15 protein-coding genes are annotated in these 15,778 nt (G+C 68.3%); 5 read left to right on the plus strand and 10 right to left on the minus strand.

The genetic code is table 11. From position 1 onward, the window contains the following. Positions 1-67: 67 nt before the first annotated feature. From asnB to GGQ74_RS14305, 10 genes are read right to left on the minus strand one after another with little or no spacing between them, the layout of a single operon-like run. A complete protein-coding gene (asnB, locus tag GGQ74_RS14260) occupies positions 68-1,993 on the minus strand; it encodes an asparagine synthase (glutamine-hydrolyzing) (RefSeq protein ID WP_167942268.1) in 1,926 nt (641 codons plus the stop codon). A 3-nt stretch (positions 1,994-1,996) separates the two neighbouring features. Next, a complete protein-coding gene (locus GGQ74_RS14265) occupies positions 1,997-3,067 on the minus strand; it encodes a glycosyltransferase family 2 protein (protein WP_167942269.1) in 1,071 nt (356 codons plus the stop codon). Then, positions 3,064-4,056: a class I SAM-dependent methyltransferase gene (locus GGQ74_RS14270; protein WP_167942270.1), complete on the minus strand. Its 993-nt coding sequence runs from the start codon at positions 4,054-4,056 to the stop codon at positions 3,064-3,066. The genes GGQ74_RS14265 and GGQ74_RS14270 overlap by 4 nt, the downstream gene beginning before the upstream one ends. Beyond that, positions 4,053-4,817, minus strand: coding sequence for a TylF/MycF/NovP-related O-methyltransferase (locus tag GGQ74_RS14275; protein ID WP_167942271.1), 765 nt, complete (start codon positions 4,815-4,817; stop codon positions 4,053-4,055). Before GGQ74_RS14275 ends, GGQ74_RS14270 begins: the two co-directional genes overlap by 4 nt. Then, a complete protein-coding gene (locus GGQ74_RS14280) occupies positions 4,814-6,067 on the minus strand; it encodes a glycosyltransferase family protein (protein ID WP_167942272.1) in 1,254 nt (417 codons plus the stop codon). Before GGQ74_RS14280 ends, GGQ74_RS14275 begins: the two co-directional genes overlap by 4 nt. After that, complete coding sequence (locus tag GGQ74_RS14285; RefSeq protein ID WP_167942273.1) at positions 6,060-6,929, minus strand: glycosyltransferase; 870 nt, start codon at positions 6,927-6,929, stop codon at positions 6,060-6,062. Before GGQ74_RS14285 ends, GGQ74_RS14280 begins: the two co-directional genes overlap by 8 nt. Further along, positions 6,926-8,107, minus strand: coding sequence for a glycosyltransferase family 4 protein (locus tag GGQ74_RS14290; protein ID WP_167942274.1), 1,182 nt, complete (start codon positions 8,105-8,107; stop codon positions 6,926-6,928). Before GGQ74_RS14290 ends, GGQ74_RS14285 begins: the two co-directional genes overlap by 4 nt. Continuing rightward, positions 8,104-8,898, minus strand: coding sequence for a class I SAM-dependent DNA methyltransferase (locus GGQ74_RS14295; RefSeq protein WP_167942275.1), 795 nt, complete (start codon positions 8,896-8,898; stop codon positions 8,104-8,106). The genes GGQ74_RS14290 and GGQ74_RS14295 overlap by 4 nt, the downstream gene beginning before the upstream one ends. After that, positions 8,891-10,015 carry a DegT/DnrJ/EryC1/StrS family aminotransferase gene (locus tag GGQ74_RS14300; RefSeq protein ID WP_167942276.1) on the minus strand — a complete coding sequence of 375 codons (1,125 nt, stop codon included), beginning with the start codon at positions 10,013-10,015 and terminating at the stop codon, positions 8,891-8,893. The genes GGQ74_RS14295 and GGQ74_RS14300 overlap by 8 nt, the downstream gene beginning before the upstream one ends. A gap of 11 nt (positions 10,016-10,026) precedes the next feature. Next, positions 10,027-10,473: a cupin domain-containing protein gene (locus tag GGQ74_RS14305; protein ID WP_167942277.1), complete on the minus strand. Its 447-nt coding sequence runs from the start codon at positions 10,471-10,473 to the stop codon at positions 10,027-10,029. A gap of 346 nt (positions 10,474-10,819) precedes the next feature. Here GGQ74_RS14305 and GGQ74_RS14310 point away from each other — a divergent pair, with 346 nt between their 5' ends. The 5 genes from GGQ74_RS14310 to GGQ74_RS14330 all read left to right on the plus strand — a co-directional run bounded on the left by GGQ74_RS14310 (position 10,820) and on the right by GGQ74_RS14330 (position 15,768). Continuing rightward, positions 10,820-11,611, plus strand: coding sequence for a hypothetical protein (locus tag GGQ74_RS14310; RefSeq protein WP_167942278.1), 792 nt, complete (start codon positions 10,820-10,822; stop codon positions 11,609-11,611). Positions 11,612-11,987: 376 nt separating this feature from the next. Next, a complete protein-coding gene (locus tag GGQ74_RS14315; protein ID WP_167942279.1) occupies positions 11,988-12,449 on the plus strand; it encodes a hypothetical protein in 462 nt (153 codons plus the stop codon). Then, positions 12,446-13,567, plus strand: a complete 1,122-nt coding sequence (locus GGQ74_RS14320; RefSeq protein WP_167942280.1) for a tetratricopeptide repeat protein — start codon at positions 12,446-12,448, stop codon at positions 13,565-13,567. Before GGQ74_RS14315 ends, GGQ74_RS14320 begins: the two co-directional genes overlap by 4 nt. Then, entirely contained in the window at positions 13,564-14,718 is a 1,155-nt protein-coding gene (locus GGQ74_RS14325) for a glycosyltransferase family 4 protein (RefSeq protein ID WP_342448631.1), read from the plus strand. Before GGQ74_RS14320 ends, GGQ74_RS14325 begins: the two co-directional genes overlap by 4 nt. Positions 14,719-14,763: 45 nt before the next feature. Continuing rightward, a complete protein-coding gene (locus GGQ74_RS14330) occupies positions 14,764-15,768 on the plus strand; it encodes an ATP-grasp domain-containing protein (protein WP_167942281.1) in 1,005 nt (334 codons plus the stop codon). The last annotated feature ends 10 nt before the right edge of the window (positions 15,769-15,778 follow it).

The raw sequence follows: 15,778 nt of genomic DNA on the forward strand, positions 1-15,778 counted from the left end.
CCCCGTCACTCCTGCGTGCTGTACGCGAAACGGCCCCCGTTCTTTGGAACGGGGGCCGTTTCGCGTTTCAGGGCCTGAAGTGGCGCGACAGCCACCATTGGAAGCAGACCAGCGTCCACAGCTCCTTGCGGTGGTCGCTTCGTCCACTCATGTGCGCGTCGACGAGGCGGCGGACCTCTGTGGCGTCGAAGAATCCGTCGCTTCGGATGCGCGAGGCGTCGAGGCAGTCCTCCACCAGCGGGCGTAGCGGTCCGCGCAGCCACGCGGCCAGCGGGATGCCGAAGCCCTTCTTGCCGCGTCCGGCGATGGCGGCGGGCAGGTGCTTGGCCACGAGCCGCCGCAGCAGGTACTTGCGCACCCCCCGGCGCAGGCGCAGACGTAGCGGCAGGGCGCACAGGAACGTCGCCAGTTCCGTGTCGAGAAAGGGCGCGCGCACTTCGAGGGCGTTGGACATGGAGGCCTGATCGACCTTGGCGAGGATGTGCCCGGCCATGTAGTAGCGCAGGTAGAAATACGAGGCGCGGTCGTAGTCGTTGGCGAAACGTCGCGCCATGCAGTCGGCGTCCACGTCGGCCAGCGGGTCGAGATCGCGCGTGGTGGCGAGGATGTCCGGATGCAGGAGCGGGCGCTGCTCCGCCGGGGTGAACGCGGCGAGCCATGCCTGCTGACGGGCGCAGCCCGAGTGCGCCAGTCCCTTTAGGAAGCGCTGGACGCGGAAGACGAGGCCCATGTTGCGCTCCGAGGCCGGAATGGCGAACGCCGCGCGGGTGGCGAGCCGCACGAGGGTGGGCGGCAGCATGTCCGCCAGACGGGCCGGGCCGAGAGCGAGGAAGGGGTCGTAGCCGAGGAGCAGTTCGTCCCCGCCGTCGCCGCCGAGCGCCACGGTCACGTGTTCCCGCGTGAAGCGCGAGAGCAGGAAGGTGGGCAGGATGCTCGAATCGGCCATGGGTTCCGAGAGGGCGTCCAGCGCGTCGGGCAGAATGTCGAGCATGGCCTGCGGGGTCAGGACGCGTTCGCGGTGCGTGGTGCCGAGGTGGCGTGCCACGGCGCGGGCGTGGTCCGTTTCGTCGAAGCTGCGTTCGCGGAAGCCGATGGAGAAGGTGCGGATGTCGGCGGCGGGCACGATGTCGGCCATGATGGCGGTGATGGCGCTGGAGTCCAGCCCGCCGGAGAGAAACACGCCAAGGGGCACGTCGCTCATCAGGCGCTTTTCCACCGCGCGGCGCAGCAGGTCCTCCAGCCGGGCCAGCGCCTCGGCTTCCGGCATGTCCGCGCCGCCGTGTTCAGGGAACGGGATGTCCCAGTAGCGTTCCACGCTGGCCGTACCGTCTTGCCAGACGAGGCGGTGCGCCGCCGGGAGCTTGGCTGCTCCGGCCACGATGGAGTGGGGCGCGGGAACGTATTCGTGGAGCAGGAAGCGCGAGAGGCCGCGCGGGTCCACAGCGCGGGGAACCTCCGGATGGCGCAGGAGCGAGCCGAGTTCCGAGGCGAAATAGAGCGAGTCCCCCACGAGGGCGTAGTGCAGGGGCTTCTTGCCGAAGCGGTCCCGGCAGAGCATGGCCGTGCCGTCGCGCGTGTCGAAGAGGGCGAAGGCGAACATGCCGTCGAGGCGCTCGGCGCAGGCCGGTCCCCATTCCTCGTAGGCATGCAGGGCGACTTCGGAGTCCGAGTCCGACGAGAAGGCGTGCCCCTGGTCCTCCAGTTGGGCGCGAAGGGAGCGGAAGTTGTAGATTTCTCCGTTCATGACCAGCCACAGCGTGCCGTCCTCGTTACGCATGGGCTGCGCCCCGCGTTCGGAGAGGTCCACGATGGCCAGCCGACGGTGCCCTAGGCCCGCCGAGGCGCGGGTGCCATCGCCGCGTCCGTTTCCGTTCATGACGCGCACGCCGCGTCCGTCCGGTCCGCGATGGGCCAGTGCGTCGGTCATGGCGTCCAGCGCCGCCGTGTCGGGCGGTCGGCCGTCGGCGTGGATGATTCCGGCGATGCCGCACATCCCCTAGCCCCCCATCACCCGCCGGACCACGAACTGGTCCTTGTGCTGGCCCTCGAAGTACGAGCGCACGAGCAGTTCGCCCGTGAGTCCCATGAACACGATCTGAAGCCCGGAGATGCACGCCAGCGCGGCGAGGATGAACAGCGCCCCGAGGGAGACGGGAAGCCCTGCGAAGACCCGAAGGAGCCATAGACCGGCCACTCCCGCAAGCCCCGCCCCGGTGGTCAGCGCGGCGATGCGCCCGAAGAACTGGATGGGCCGCGTGGAATAGTCCGCGAAGAAACGCACCACGATGAGGTCGAGGATGACGCGCATCACGCGCGAGAGGCCGTATTTCGCCTCGCCGTGCGTGCGGGGGCGGTGGTTGACGGGTATTTCGGCCACGGACACCCCAAGCCACGCCGCGAACACCGGGATGAAGCGGTGCATCTCGCCATAGAGGCGGATGTTTTTGACGATGCCGCGCTTGTAGGCCTTGAGCGTGCAGCCAAAGTCGTGGAGCTGCACACCGGTGCCCTCGATGAGCTTGTTGATGATGCGGTTGGCCAACCACGAGGGCAGGCGGCGGGAGAGGGCCGCATCGCAGCGGTTGACGCGCCAACCGTTCACGAGGTCGTGCCCCTCGGCCATTGTGTCGAGCAGGCGCGGGATGTCGCGCGGATCGTTCTGGAGGTCGCCATCGAGGGTGACGACGATCTCGCCCCGGCACAGCTTGAAGCCCGCGCTCAGTGCGGCGGTCTGCCCGTAGTTGCGGCGAAATTCGATGACGCGCACGTGTGGGTCCGCATCCACGGCGGCGGCGAGGGCGCGGTCGCTGCCGTCGGTGCTGCCGTCGTCCACAAAGATGATCTCGTGGGACTGGTCGATGCCCGAGAGGACCTCGCGCAGTTCCGCATGCAGGATGGGGATGTTTTCCGCCTCGTTCAGGATGGGCACGATGACCGACAGCGTGGGCGGCGCGGCATCGGTCGTCTCGTCGAGGTCGCCGACCATGCGCATGGGTTCGATGCTCCCGATGCGGTCGTGCAGGTCCTGCGGGGCGGGGCGGATGTCGTCGTCTCGGCGTTTCGTCATGGGCGTTCTCCCACGGCCACGATTTGCGTTCCCCGGCCGATGGCGTCGAAGAATTCCATGGTGGCGCGAAATTCCCGGACGCGATCCTCGTTGGCGACGGACCAGAACTCCTCGGCGGCGCGTCTGGTCGCCTCTGGTGCGTCGTTGAGCCACTCTACCGCCCGCAGCGCGAGATAGGAATAGATGCTGTGCGGATGCGGCGTTTCGGTGTGCAGCGTGAGCCTGCGCAACCCTGCGCGGTCCATGGCCTGTCCGAGCGTATCTGGCGTGAAGGCGTAGAGGTGGTAGGGCACGTCCTCGCTATGGCGGAAGACCTGCCGCGCCACGCCCGCGTGGTTGGGCACCGTGACCACGCAGCGCCCGCCGGGGGCGAGGATGCGGGCCGCCTCGGTCAGCGCGCGCACGGGGTGGTGCAGGTGCTCCAGCACATGATGGAAGCGCACCACGGCGAAGTGCCCGTCCGGATAGGCGGCGGATTCGAGGCTGCCATGGTGTGCGGCGAGTCCGGCGGTGCGGGCGGCCTCGGCGCTTTCGGCGGCGGTGTCCACGCCGTGGCAGTCGAAGCCGAAGCGGCGCATGCCCGCCAGCCATGCCCCATGGCCGCAACCCACGTCGAGGATGCGGGCGAATGGTGCGGTGCCCTGCATGTGGTTTCGCGCCAGCATGCGCTGCCATCTGCGCTCCAGCGGCAGGGCCGCGAGCCGCCCCGGTCCGCCGCGCTGGCGCAGACGCAACAGGGCGCGGACCATGCGGAATTTTACCTCGCGAAGCGGGTTTGGGCACCAGTCGCGGTGGCGGGTGCCGTAGGCGCGGTCGTACCACTCGGGCATGGCCGCCTCGGTCGGTCGGCGGTTCAGGTAGCCCAGCCCGCAACCCTCGCATTCCACGAGGGGGAAGTGCTCCCCGAAGCGCTCGTAGACCTCGAAGATGCGCTGGCGGGTGTCGCCGCACAGCTCGCATGTGCGGACCTCTTCCAGCGGGGCGGTCATGGCCGGTCCTCCGTAATCTCGCGCGTCGTCCCGCAGATGGCGATGATGGCGGAGCAGGACGAATCCGGCATGAGTACGGGCGATTCGGGGCGGGTGGCGAGGAATTCGTCAACCGCCTGTCGGACGCCGGGCCAGCGGGTGCCCGCGTAGTCGTGCACGATGATCAGGCCCCCCGGCGACATGCGCGGATAAAAGAATTCGAGGCCAGCACGGGTGGGCGGCAGCAGGTCGCAATCCAGATGGACGAGGGCGAAGCGCTCGCCGTCCGGCACGGCCGCTGCGGTTTCGGGAAAGTGGCCGGGGCAGCAGACCACCCCCTCGCGCCCAACGCGCGCGAGCACGAGGTCCATGGACGTGTTGGCGCATTCCCCGGCCCCGAGCCCTGTAGGGTCGCCCTGCGCGTCCTGCGCGGGGAGTCCTTCGAAGGTGTCGAAGAGATACAGGGTGCGCTGCGGGGCCAACTGGCGCAGCAGCCGCGCCGTGACGCCCCTGTAGACGCCGAGTTCCGCGAAGGCTCCGGGGATGGCCTCGGCAAGCAGACGCTCCACGTTGAAGGCGAGCATATACAGGCGCATGAGGTCCGCGCCGCGTGGATCGTCCAGTCGGATCGTGCCGTGCAGGTCGTCGAAGTTGCGCATGAGCCAGTGCCGGGTTGGGCGGCTGACGAGGTGATTCAATCCGCCCGGGCGGTTGACGGCGGTGAAGAGCGCTGTGACCGCGCGCTTGCGCAGGGCGTTTCGTAGACGTCGCAGCGCTCTCATTTTCGACCTCCGTTCGGCCCCACGGCGCGGAGCGATTCGAGGGCGCGGGCGAAATCGAGGGCGCGGTGCAGTGTGGTGTGGCGGGCGAAGACGTTGCGCATGGCGTTTAGCGCACGTTCGCGGGCCTCCTCTGGCCGTTTGAGGATGCGATTGAACATGGCCTCGTATTCGGCGGGGGAGGTGGCCACGTAGAGGGTGTTCGGGTCGAATCGGCTGTGCAGGAGCGCTGGAGCGTCCACGAGTTGCGGCACGCCGCAGGCTGCGAGGATGTAGGTGCGCTCGTTGAGTTCTGTGGGTGCGGCCAGTTGCGATTCAATGTGCAAATTCAGGCCCACGCGGGCGCGGGCGTAGACGTGGCGTTGCGCGGCCTGCGGCGCGTCGGTCATGAGGCAGCGCCGGGCATGCCGCCAGCCGGGGCCGTCCACGAAACCGACGTGCCCGCGCAGGATGGGCGCGAGCCACGTCACGTAGCGCTCCCACTTGGAGCGGTTGGACGAGGCCAGAAGCGCGAAGTCGATGTCCCGCGCGATGCCGGGCTCGGGATGGTAGGCGAGGACGTTGGCGCCGAATTCCACGGAGACGAGCGGCAGGCCCGTTTCGCGTAGAGCGTCGTATTGCGGCTGTTCCAGCGCCTGCGGCGCGTGCCATGCGTAGAGGAAACTTGCGCCGATGCGTTTGGCGCGTTCGATGCGCGCGGCGAGCGGCGCGTCGGCCTGTCCCTCTGGGGCGGCGGTCAGCCCGACGAGGACCGGGTGCTCGCGCGCGCAGGTGTCCACCGTGGGCCAGTGGATGCGGTCAAGATAGGCCGCGTGGTCGGCGGTGACGAGCACCGTGGGCCGGAAGTCCGCGATGGCGTCCGGCGTGTCGTCCCAGCCCTGTATGCGAGTGGGCACGCCGAGAACATCGAGGCTCCGGGCGAGGTTCGAATAGGCGGAGTGCCCCGCCGGGGACAGCGTTGCCGGGGGGACGTGCACCAGCACCCGTAGCCGAGTGCCGGAGAGACACCCGGAGAATTGCGCGAGGGTGTCGCGCAGCAGGTGTGCGCCTTCGATGGTGATGGGATCGTTCGTGGGCTGTGCGGTGTCGTCCGCGTTGCGCGCGCGTTCGGCGGCCCAGTCGAGGATGGCGTCGTGCGAGCGTAGCGTCTCCGGGTGGATGCGCCGTTGCAGGGTGCGAAAGCGCGCCCCGGAGTCCGCCGACCCGGCGAGGGTGAGGGCGGCGTCGCGCAGATTTCGCAGGAAATCACGCATGGTGGCGCGCTCCCCGGTCGAAGGCCTTGCGCATGCGGGAGGCGGCTCGCCGCAGGACGAGCGAGGCGACGTCGTACGGTGGGAAGCGCAGGGCTGTGCGATGCGGATCGTCGAAGGCCTTGATCAGCGCCCCGCCCTCGAAGGGGTCGTTTTCGAGGAGATGCGCCCAGCGCGTGCGGTAGGCGTCCCAGTCCGCATGGGCGCGGGCGAGGTTGTCGCGGCGGACCTCCCGCGTGGCGTGGGGGAAGTGCTCCACATAGGAATCCGGCGCGTCTGTGACCTCCCAGCCACGTTCACGCATGCGCAGGCACAGGTCTCCGTCGGCGTGGTAGAAGGCGTAGTGCTCCTCGTCGCAGTAGCCGACGTCCGCGAGGGCGTCGCGCTGGAACAGCCCGTGGTTCACGAAGATGTGGCGTCCGAAGGTCAGCCCCACCACGTATTCGCGGCGGCGGAAGGTGTCGCGCCAGTAGAAGGCCATGGCCCCGATGCGGCGGCCCTCGGCTTCGAGCGCCTCGAAGCGGGCCAGTGCGGCGGGAACGCCGCCCGGAACGAGAAGGCAGTCGTCGCTGACCATGAGCACGTGGCGGCCCGAGGCGCAGCGGAAGCCGAGGTTCATGAAATAGCCCCACGAGCGTCGCGGCAGTTGGACGCCGCGCCATGTTCCCCGGTTGTGCTGGATGATGGTCAGCACGTCGCGCTGGCGGGTCAGCCAGCGCAGTGCGCCGTCGGTGGAGCCGCCGTCCACAACGATGATCTCGTGCGCGAATCCGGACAGCTCGCGGCGCAGGCTCTCCACCGTCCGCGCGAGGAAGCGGCGGCGGTTGTACGAGCCGAGCACGGCGGAGATGAGGGGCGCGGTCATGGTCTTTTCTCCGGGTGGCAGAGTTCCTCGATCCGGGCGCAGAAGCGTTCGATGCCGTCCGAGGGGTCGAGGCGCTGGTCGTAGAAGCGTCGGGCTTCCAGACTATGAAAGTCGTAGTCGCGGTCCAGCGCGTCGAGCAGTTCGCCGGTCTGCGCGGCGCGCTCGTAGACGGCTCCGCAACCGAAGCGCTCGAACTCCCGGCGGAACACGGGCAGGTTGCCCGCCAGCATGGGCAGTCCGCACATGGCGTACCAGCCCACCTTTCCCGACGAGAGGCCCAGATGGTACACGTTCAGCCCGCTGGTCCAGTCGTCCGGTACGGGCATGTACGAGGCCAACCCGAAGTCCGCCGAGGCGAAGAGTGACGCTAGCGACGCGGCGGGTAGCGGGCCGTGGGTTACGTATAGCCGTCCCCCCCGGCCGAGCCGCGCCAGATGCGCGCGCGTGCGCGGGCCGATGTCCGCGCGGCAGTGCACCACCAGCGCGAAGCGCTCGGGCCATGTGGCCAGCATGTCCGGCCACAGGTGTAGCCCGCTCCAGCCCGCCGGGGTCCCCGCGTGGAGCACGATGCGCCTGTCGTCGCGAAGCCCGAGGCGGTCCCGCAGCCAGCGCGATTCCGGTATGGGTTCCGGGGCCGGAGCATTGGGGACCAGCACCATTCGCTCACGCGCAAGGCCGGTTTCGCGCTCCAGCGCCTCGGCTCGTCGCGAATCCTGCACGAGGGCGAGGTCCACGTGGGCGCAGGCCTCGCGTTCGGCCGCGTGCATGGCCTGCTCTGCGGCCGTCAATTCTTCCTCGAACATGATCTCGAAGGACGCGTAGGCCAGCGGCAGACGGGCCACGCGGTTCAGCCTGTGGGCCATGGCGATGCCGCGCGGGTCCACCCCGATGACGGCCGCGTGTTCCCCCCGCGCGAAGAGGTGCGGGCGGATGCGCCGCAGCACGGCGTTGGCGATTTTGCCGCGCAGGCCGGGCCGCACGGGGGCGGCTGGGTTCATCGCGGAGGCCCGCTCCTGTAGCTGGAGTGATCCGCCGGAGAGCGTCGCGGCGAAGTCACCCTGCGGGCACAGCACGTCCACCCCGGCGAAGCGTCCCGACAGTTCGCGGATGAGATTGACGATGGTCGGGTTCAGCTCGGGGTTCGGATGTGGGGAGACGATGCATATCCTGTCCCTCATCCTCGGAGCACCCCCACGAAGTACACGCCGAAGGTGTCGCGGTCCGCAGCGCGTCCGGTCATCCACTCTCCGCTTTCGGCCAGCGCGAGGCCCGCTTCCTCCATGAATCCTTCCACCTCGGGCGAGAACAGATAGCGCATGCGGTGCGTCTCGCGGATGGTGCGCGGCGGCTCGTCCTCGCGGTCCACGGTCAGCTCGAAATGCACAGACACCGCGTTGGCGCGCACGTCCAGTTCCGGCCGCGTCATGCGTTCGAGGCGGATTCCATCCGCCTGCGCCGTGCGCCGCGCTTCGCGCGGGGGCTCTGCCAGCACGCAGGGACCATACCAGCAGTCGAACACGAAGACGCCACCCGGACGCAAATGGCGGGCGGCCGCGCCGAAGGCTGCGCGCAGGTCTGCGTTGGTCGTCATGTAGCTCATGACGTGGAACAGCGAGACCACGGCGTCGAAGCGGTGTCCGAGGTCAAGGTCGAGGATGTCGCCCTCGCGCAGGTCGATGCGTGCGGCGGTGGCCGCGTCGAGGGTCGCCCTGCGGGCGCGTGCGGCGTCGAGCATTGCGGGGCTACGCTCCACCCCGCATACCGAAAATCCCGCCCGAGCCAGATGCTCCGCATGCCGTCCGCTGCCGCAGCCGAGCTCCAGTACCTCGCGCGCGTTCGGGCAGTGGGCGGTGACGAGGCGCGCGGCAAAGGCCGCTTCCTCTGCGTATGGCTTGTCGTCGTATAACAAATCGTAATACTTCGCGTAATCATCGAAGACGTCGTGAGTCGTCCTGTTCTCGTCATGCATGGACCAGCACCTCCCGCAGTGCGGCGGCCACGCGTTCCTGCTGCTCCTCGGTGAGGCCGAGGCCGCTTGGGATGTAGAAGCCCCGGCGGGCGATGCGTTCGGACACGGGGCAGTGCGTGTCGGCGAATAGGCCCATGCGCCGGAACACCGGCTGCTCGTGCATGGGCCAGAAGAACGGGCGCGTGCCGATGCCGCGCTCCGCGAGGCGGCGCATGGCCTGCACCGCGTCGAGGGGGACCTCGTCGGCGAGGACCACGCCGTAGACCCAGTATGCGTTGTCGGCGAAGGGCGTGGATGGGAGCGGACGTTCGAGGCCCGGGATGTCGGCCAAGAGGGCGTCGTAGCGTCGGCCCATGGTGCGCTTGCGTTCCACGAAGGTGTCGAGCAGGTCCAGCTGCGCCACTCCGATGGCCGCCTGCACGTTGGACATGCGCCAGTTCCAGCCCAGTTCGTCGTGCACGAAGCGCCGCTGCGGCTCGAAGCACAGATTGCGCATGGAGCGAAGGCGCATGGCCAGCGCCTCGTCGTCGGTGAGGACCATGCCACCCTCGCCGGTGGTGATGAGCTTGTTGGGGTAGAAGCTGAACACGCTCATGGTTCCGAAGCCCCCGCAGGGGTGGCTGTCGCACTGTTGGCCGTGGGCCTCGGCGGCGTCCTCCACCATGGCGAGACCGTATTCTGCCGTGAGGACGTCGAGGCGCGTCATGTCTACGGTCAGCCCATAGATGTGCACGGGCATCACGGCGCGGGTGCGGGGGGTCACGGCCTGTCGGACGAGGTCCACGTCCATGCACCAGGTGCGCGGGTCGCAGTCCACGGCTACGGGGGTGGCCCCGCTGCGGATGACGGCGGCCGCGCAGGAGATGATGGTGAAGGAGGGGATGATGACCTCGTCGCCGGGGTGCAGGTTCAGCGCGCCCACGGCGGCCTGAAGGGCGCACGAGCCGCTGGACATGGCCACGCCGTGCGCGCGTCCCGTGCGCTTGGCCATGCCGCGCTCAAGGGCCTCGACGAACGGCCCCTCGGAGGAAATCCAGCCCGTTTCGATGCATTGGGCCAGAAGCTCGCGCTCGCGCCCCTCGAAGACAGGGGTGCTGACGGGAATGAAGTCGTCCATGCCGCCTCCGTTCAGGAACAGGGGTCGGGATCGCGAAGGATCGCCTCGTTTGGCGCTATGCCCGCGTAGCGCGTCTTGTCTTCCTCGCCGGCGTAGGGACCCTGCTTCACCTCGATGAGCACGGTCTCTTCGAGCATGTGGAAGCCGTGTCCGCCCTCGGCCAGCAGGATCACGTCTCCCGTGGCGAGGATGCGGCTTTCCCGGTAGACGCGCTCGTCGTCGTAGAAGTCCACCCGCATGCGCCCGCGCTTCACAAACAGCACTTCCTGCGTGAGGTGGACCTCGCGCGGGACGGGGTTGTGCACGTGTGGTTCGATGACGTGCCCGGCCGGGCGGCGCATGGCGGCCAACTGCTGGGAGAAGCTGTCCGGCGTGAAGAATTCGATACCCTCGGCCTCGTGCCCGGCGCGGACGATGATGGCCAGTATCCGGTTGGCGTGCATGACGCGTTCGACCATTGGGGCCTCCCGGCTTCGGGCTTTAGATTTTTATGGGTAGAAAAATAAAATGCTCCATTCCACCAAAAATACGCGAATCGGGGGGAAGCGCAAGCATGGCGGCGCATTGCGCGACGCATGTCATGCGGTGGTGGCGACTGTGGCGATGCGGTGACGGCACGCTGTATGGCGTGTTTGGCGCTCTGGCCCGCGCCGTGTGGATGCCGTGCTCCGGGTGGCGCGGTGGGAATGCATCGAGCAAGGCGTGCATCATCGCGGATTCCTTGTACCGTTTCGTGCACTGCGATACGATGGCGGCAAACCGTGATCGACGCCCGGCACGGCGTCGTAGGACAAGGGAGGCAGGATGACCAAGATTCTGAATTATCTGACGGATGATCTGATGCAGGAGGCCATGGTCGAGGCGGCGGCGACTTTCTTTGGCACCCGGCGGCAGATCGAGGTGGAGAAGGAGGCCTTCGCGCAGAAGCTGGAGGAGCTGCGCGGCGTGCACGAGCGCGTGTTGGAGCGGGCGTCCGTGTTCAACGAATTGCTCATGGCGCCGGAGTACGTGGGGGCGTTCTATGCGGCCATTGGCGTGGAGAATCCGGGGCGGCTCTTGCGTCCTGAACGCACGATGCCCGAGAAGTTCCTCGAACGCTGGATCAAGCGCCCGCTGACGCTCACCCGCCACGGCGCCTACGAGAAGATCGTGCACCTCGTCTACGCGGGATTGCAGGACCGTATCGACGAGTTTCACAACGGTCGGTTCTACGACGATCCCAAGGGCACCGGACGCAAGCTCGTCAAGGCTTACATGCTCCAGATGCGCAACTGGGTGGAGCGGCTCAACACAAAGATTACGCGCCTCAACACCGAGGCCCCGCCCTCGGAGACGCGTCGGTTCATCAAGAGCCTCGATCCGGATATGCTACGCAAGGAGTTCGTCATGGACGCCCCGCTGGACGGCCTGACCATGGACATGGACAAGACCATGGAGGTGGAGTGCGTGGATGCCTCGGTGCTCGACGGATTGGCCCTGCCCGTGCTGCCGCGTCCCCATGAGGTTCGGCAGGTGATCCGCGAGCAGTCGCGGGTGATCTTCGACGCGCACGAGGACCGCATTCGGGAGATGCTTGACGGCTGGGCCACGTGGTGATGGTGGCACGCATGGATTCGTGATGGTCCACAGATGACGTTTGATGGTGTCTGCATGCATGGCGCGGCATGGAACGTGCAGAATTGCGTGCATGGCAGGCATTACGGGCGTTGCCCAAGTGTTTTAGCTGCGAAAGAGTCTGGCTGCGTTGTGAAAAACATGCGCTTTTGTGTAGAGTTGCATGAAGACCGTCGGCGTCGCGTGATGGTCCGTCGCGGCGTCGGGGAATCGACATCGGGCCGTTGGGAGGCGATATGGCGGGAAAAACCGCCGAGCGCGCAGTGGCGCGGGAAAGGGTGAGTTGCGGGAGCGTGTGGCCGGGGCGGGGCCGTCGGCGTTGCGAATGCGCTGAAGGTGAACGTCCGAGGTGGCGCGCATGATGGCCTCTCCGCATGCCCTGTGCGGGGCCGTGGCCGGGGCACGTTCGGGGAGCGTGGCCGTCGCGGCGGCGCTTGGTTTCGCCCTGCATCTGCTCGTGGACTGCGTGCCGAGCTGGGAACCGTGGTTCATCAATCCCGCCCAGTCGGCCGTGGTGCTTGGCGATAGCCTTCTGGCCCTCGTCCTCGTGACTGTGGCCTGCCGCCGTGCCGAGGGGGCGGTGCGCCTACGCATCGCCGTTGGCGCCGCCTTCGGCGTGCTGCCGGACCTTTTGCATCTGGCCCTCGTCATCGGGATTCGTTGGAAATGGCTCGCGGCCTTCGAGGTCGTGCATCAGGGGGTGCAGCGGCCCGCTCCCCCGGAACTGTCGATGGCCCTGCAAGCCGTGGTGGTTCTTGCGGGGTGGATGCTGCTGCGCCGGGAGGCGCGGCGCAAAATCGCAACGGAGGCTGCCGCATGACACACGCTTCGTCCTCGCCGACTGAATTCGTTCTCGTCTCCACTCAGCGCTCCGGAAGCGCCTTCGTCGCATCCATTCTGGACGCCCTGCCTGGGGCGAGCGTGGGGCCGGAGGTCTTTTTGGGCCTTGGCATGCATTCTCCGGAGAATTTCTACCGCTACTGGGCAGGCATGATCCGCGCCGACGAACGCTGCCTTGCGCCGCCGCGCTTCGCCGAGGTCATCGACGCCTATCTCGACGGATTCTACTCCCGTGCGGAGAGCGCATCCGCCGTTGGTTTTTGCCTCAAGTACGACCAGATTCCCCTTGTGCCCGGCCTGCTCGACGCCCTTGAGCGGCGCGGGGTGAAGGTTGTGCACCTCGTGCGGGAGAACGTGCTGGAGACGCTCGTCTCCTCGGTGCGCAGCCGCGAGCGCGTGGCCCATGGTGGCAGGGCGCATGGCGATGGCCCCCAGCCGCCGGAGCGGGTGCGCCTGCGGGCGCAGGGCCTGTGCGACGCCCTTGCCGGACGCATCAGGGAGATCGGGGAGTGGCGGGAGACCCTGTCCCGGCGTTTCGAGTGCCACGAATTGACACTTGAGCGCGCCGTGTGCGGGCGTTCCGACGCCGGAAGCATGAATCCGAAGCCCCTGCGGGAGGTGTGCGCCTTTCTCGGTATCGAGGTCGGGGAGCGGCCGCCGCGTACGACCCTGCGCAGCAGTGCGGCGCGTCCCCTCGCGGAGTTGGTGGACAATGCCGATGAGATTCGCGCGGCCCTTTCCGGTACGGACTACGGGCATCTGCTCGACCCCTGCGGCACGCTGGCGCGGCCCGCGTTGCGTCCGGGGACGGATTTCGGTCAGTGGCACGCCATGTGCGCCAGCCTCAACAGGGCGGAGGCCATGCTTGCCGTCGGTCGCGGGCGCGAGGCCGCCGTGCTACTGAGCGGCGTGCGCAGAATGTATCCGGATGAGCCGGCTGCCGCCGTGGCCCTTGGCGCGGTGTACGAGCACACGGGCGATCTGGGCCGTAGCGCGAGCATGTACCGCATAGCCCTGCATCTGGACCCGTGGGACGCCATTGCCGCGTCGCGGTTGCGGGCGCTGACGCCGGGCAGTCTGGAGAACGCTTCATCGTGAGAATCCTGCTGATCAGCCACGAGCTGCCCCCGGTGGGGGGCGGCGGCGCAAACGCCACGGCCAACCTCGCCCGTGAGATGGCGCGGGGCGGGGACGCCGTTACCGTGCTCACCGGGCGCTTCCGGGGCCAGCCCGCGCGGGAGGAGCGCGACGGCTACGCCGTGGTCCGCGTTCCGGTCCTGCGGCGGCGCATGGACCGCTCTTCGCCGCCGGAGATGGCGACTTTCGCCCTGTCGGCGGGCCTGCGGGCGCTGGTGGGGCTGGAGCGCCCCGACGTTGCCGTGGCGTTCTTCGGGTTTCCGGCCGGTCCTGTGGCTGCGGTCCTGCGTGCGCTACGTGGAGTGCCCTATGTCGTGTCCCTGCGCGGGGGCGACGTGCCGGGGCATCAGCCCGCGCAGCTCGCCACGGCGCATCGGTTGTTGCGACCGGCACTCGTGAGGCTGTGGCGCTCTGCCGCGGCGGTGGTGGCACCGAGTCACGGGCTGGCCGCGCTGGCGCGGCGTAGCGCACCAGAGCTTGACGTGCATGTGGTGCCCAATGGCGTGTCCTGCGAGGTCTTCGCGCCGCCCGCCGTTTCGACCGACGAGGGCACCGCGCTGCGTCTTCTCTACGCGGGACGGCTCGGCGCGGAGAAGGGCTTGGGCATCCTGCCGTCCGTCCTTGCGCGGCTCGACGGTCTGCCGTGGATTCTCGACATCGTGGGCGACGGTCCCGAGCGTGCGCGGTTGCGGACGGCCTTCGACGCCGCAGGGTTCGATGGCCGGGTGCGCTTTCGCGGCTGGCTTGGGCGCGAGGCCATGCCGGACGCCTACCGTGCGACGGATGTCTTTCTCTTTCCGTCGAGCGGGGAGGGCATGCCGAACACGGTTCTCGAAGCCATGGCCAGCGGGCTCCCCGTGGTGGCCGTGCGCGCAACGGGTACGGACGAGGTCGTCGTCGATGGCGAGACGGGATTTCTGTGCGACGCTGGCGACGCTATGGGCCTTGCCCGGTGTGTCGACGTCCTCGCTGCCGACCGGGGGCTGCGCCTTTGCATGGGACAGGCTGCACGCCAGCGCGCGGCAAGGGATTTCTCGTGGCGAAGAGGCGCCGAAACCTACGCTGAATTGTGCCGGGCCGCAGTCCGGGAAGCCTTGCCCCATATGGCCTGATAACCAATTCGCCCCGCGCGGAACCAGCCGCCGGAAGGAGCCGCGATGCGCGTACTCGTTCCCACCGCAGGACGCCGAAACATCCTTCTTGATGCCGTGCGGCGTTGTCCGCAGGTGACGCGGCTGGTCACCACCGAGGTGGACTTCACCGCGCCGGGAGTCGTCTCCGCCGACGTGTGCTACCGCGTGCCGCGCTCGGCCGATCCCGCCTACATCGCCGCGCTGGAGCGCATCATCCGGCGCGAGCGCATCTCCCATGTCCTCCCGCTGGCGGACCTCGACCTCGTGGGCCTTGCCGGATGCCGGGAGCGCTTCGCTGCGCTTGGCGCGGCGCTGGTGGCCGTGCCGGACGCGACCATCGACCTGTGCATGGACAAGTGGGCGAGCCACACCATGCTCGAAGGCCTTGGCGTTCCGGTTCCGCATACCGTGCGCCTCGACGAGTTGCCGCCGGACGGCCATGGCGCGACGTATCCGGCCTGCCTCAAGCCGCGTCACGCCGGGATGAAGAACTCGCCGTGGTACTTCTTTGCGCGGCTTGCCGGGCCGCAGGACCTCGCGGCGCAGCGCACGCGCTGTGCCGGGCGCGAGGGGGACTACCTCGTGCAGGAGCACCTTGAGGGGCGCATGGAGATCAACGTGGATTTCTTCGCCCGCGCGGGCAGCCTGCGGCGGTTGGTGACCCTGCACCGGCGGGGCTTCGGAGCCGGTGGCGGCATCACGCGCGGCACCACCATCCCCTGTGATCCGCGCATCAAGACCATGACCGAGACCATCGTGAGCGCGTTGCACTACGACGGACCGGGGAATTTTCAGGTCTGGCGCGACGACGCCGGCGGGCTTGCCGTCACCGAGATCAATCCGCGCTTTTCCAATTCCTCGGCGCTGGTCTGCATTCCCGCCGGGGAGAACTATTTCGAGCTGCTGTTTCGGATGCTTGGCGGGGAGGACGTGCCGCCACGCTTTGACGCCTACGAGCTCTTGACGGTGACCTGCGCCTACGCGCCGGTGGTGGTGCGGGAGGACGCGCTGGTCGATCCCTTTGCCTAGAGGAGTGCCC

The organism is Desulfobaculum xiamenense (genome assembly GCF_011927665.1).
GTDB lineage: Bacteria > Desulfobacterota > Desulfovibrionia > Desulfovibrionales > Desulfovibrionaceae > Desulfobaculum > Desulfobaculum xiamenense.

Coding starts and splice junctions, on each gene's coding strand:
- asnB (WP_167942268.1), bottom strand. CDS start 1,993: ATGTGCGGCATCGCCGGAATCATCCACGCCGACGGCCGACCGCCCGAC.
- GGQ74_RS14265 (WP_167942269.1), bottom strand. CDS start 3,067: ATGACGAAACGCCGAGACGACGACATCCGCCCCGCCCCGCAGGACCTG.
- GGQ74_RS14270 (WP_167942270.1), bottom strand. CDS start 4,056: ATGACCGCCCCGCTGGAAGAGGTCCGCACATGCGAGCTGTGCGGCGAC.
- GGQ74_RS14275 (WP_167942271.1), bottom strand. CDS start 4,817: ATGAGAGCGCTGCGACGTCTACGAAACGCCCTGCGCAAGCGCGCGGTC.
- GGQ74_RS14280 (WP_167942272.1), bottom strand. CDS start 6,067: ATGCGTGATTTCCTGCGAAATCTGCGCGACGCCGCCCTCACCCTCGCC.
- GGQ74_RS14285 (WP_167942273.1), bottom strand. CDS start 6,929: ATGACCGCGCCCCTCATCTCCGCCGTGCTCGGCTCGTACAACCGCCGC.
- GGQ74_RS14290 (WP_167942274.1), bottom strand. CDS start 8,107: ATGAGGGACAGGATATGCATCGTCTCCCCACATCCGAACCCCGAGCTG.
- GGQ74_RS14295 (WP_167942275.1), bottom strand. CDS start 8,898: ATGCATGACGAGAACAGGACGACTCACGACGTCTTCGATGATTACGCG.
- GGQ74_RS14300 (WP_167942276.1), bottom strand. CDS start 10,015: ATGGACGACTTCATTCCCGTCAGCACCCCTGTCTTCGAGGGGCGCGAG.
- GGQ74_RS14305 (WP_167942277.1), bottom strand. CDS start 10,473: ATGGTCGAACGCGTCATGCACGCCAACCGGATACTGGCCATCATCGTC.
- GGQ74_RS14310 (WP_167942278.1), top strand. CDS start 10,820: ATGACCAAGATTCTGAATTATCTGACGGATGATCTGATGCAGGAGGCC.
- GGQ74_RS14315 (WP_167942279.1), top strand. CDS start 11,988: ATGATGGCCTCTCCGCATGCCCTGTGCGGGGCCGTGGCCGGGGCACGT.
- GGQ74_RS14320 (WP_167942280.1), top strand. CDS start 12,446: ATGACACACGCTTCGTCCTCGCCGACTGAATTCGTTCTCGTCTCCACT.
- GGQ74_RS14330 (WP_167942281.1), top strand. CDS start 14,764: ATGCGCGTACTCGTTCCCACCGCAGGACGCCGAAACATCCTTCTTGAT.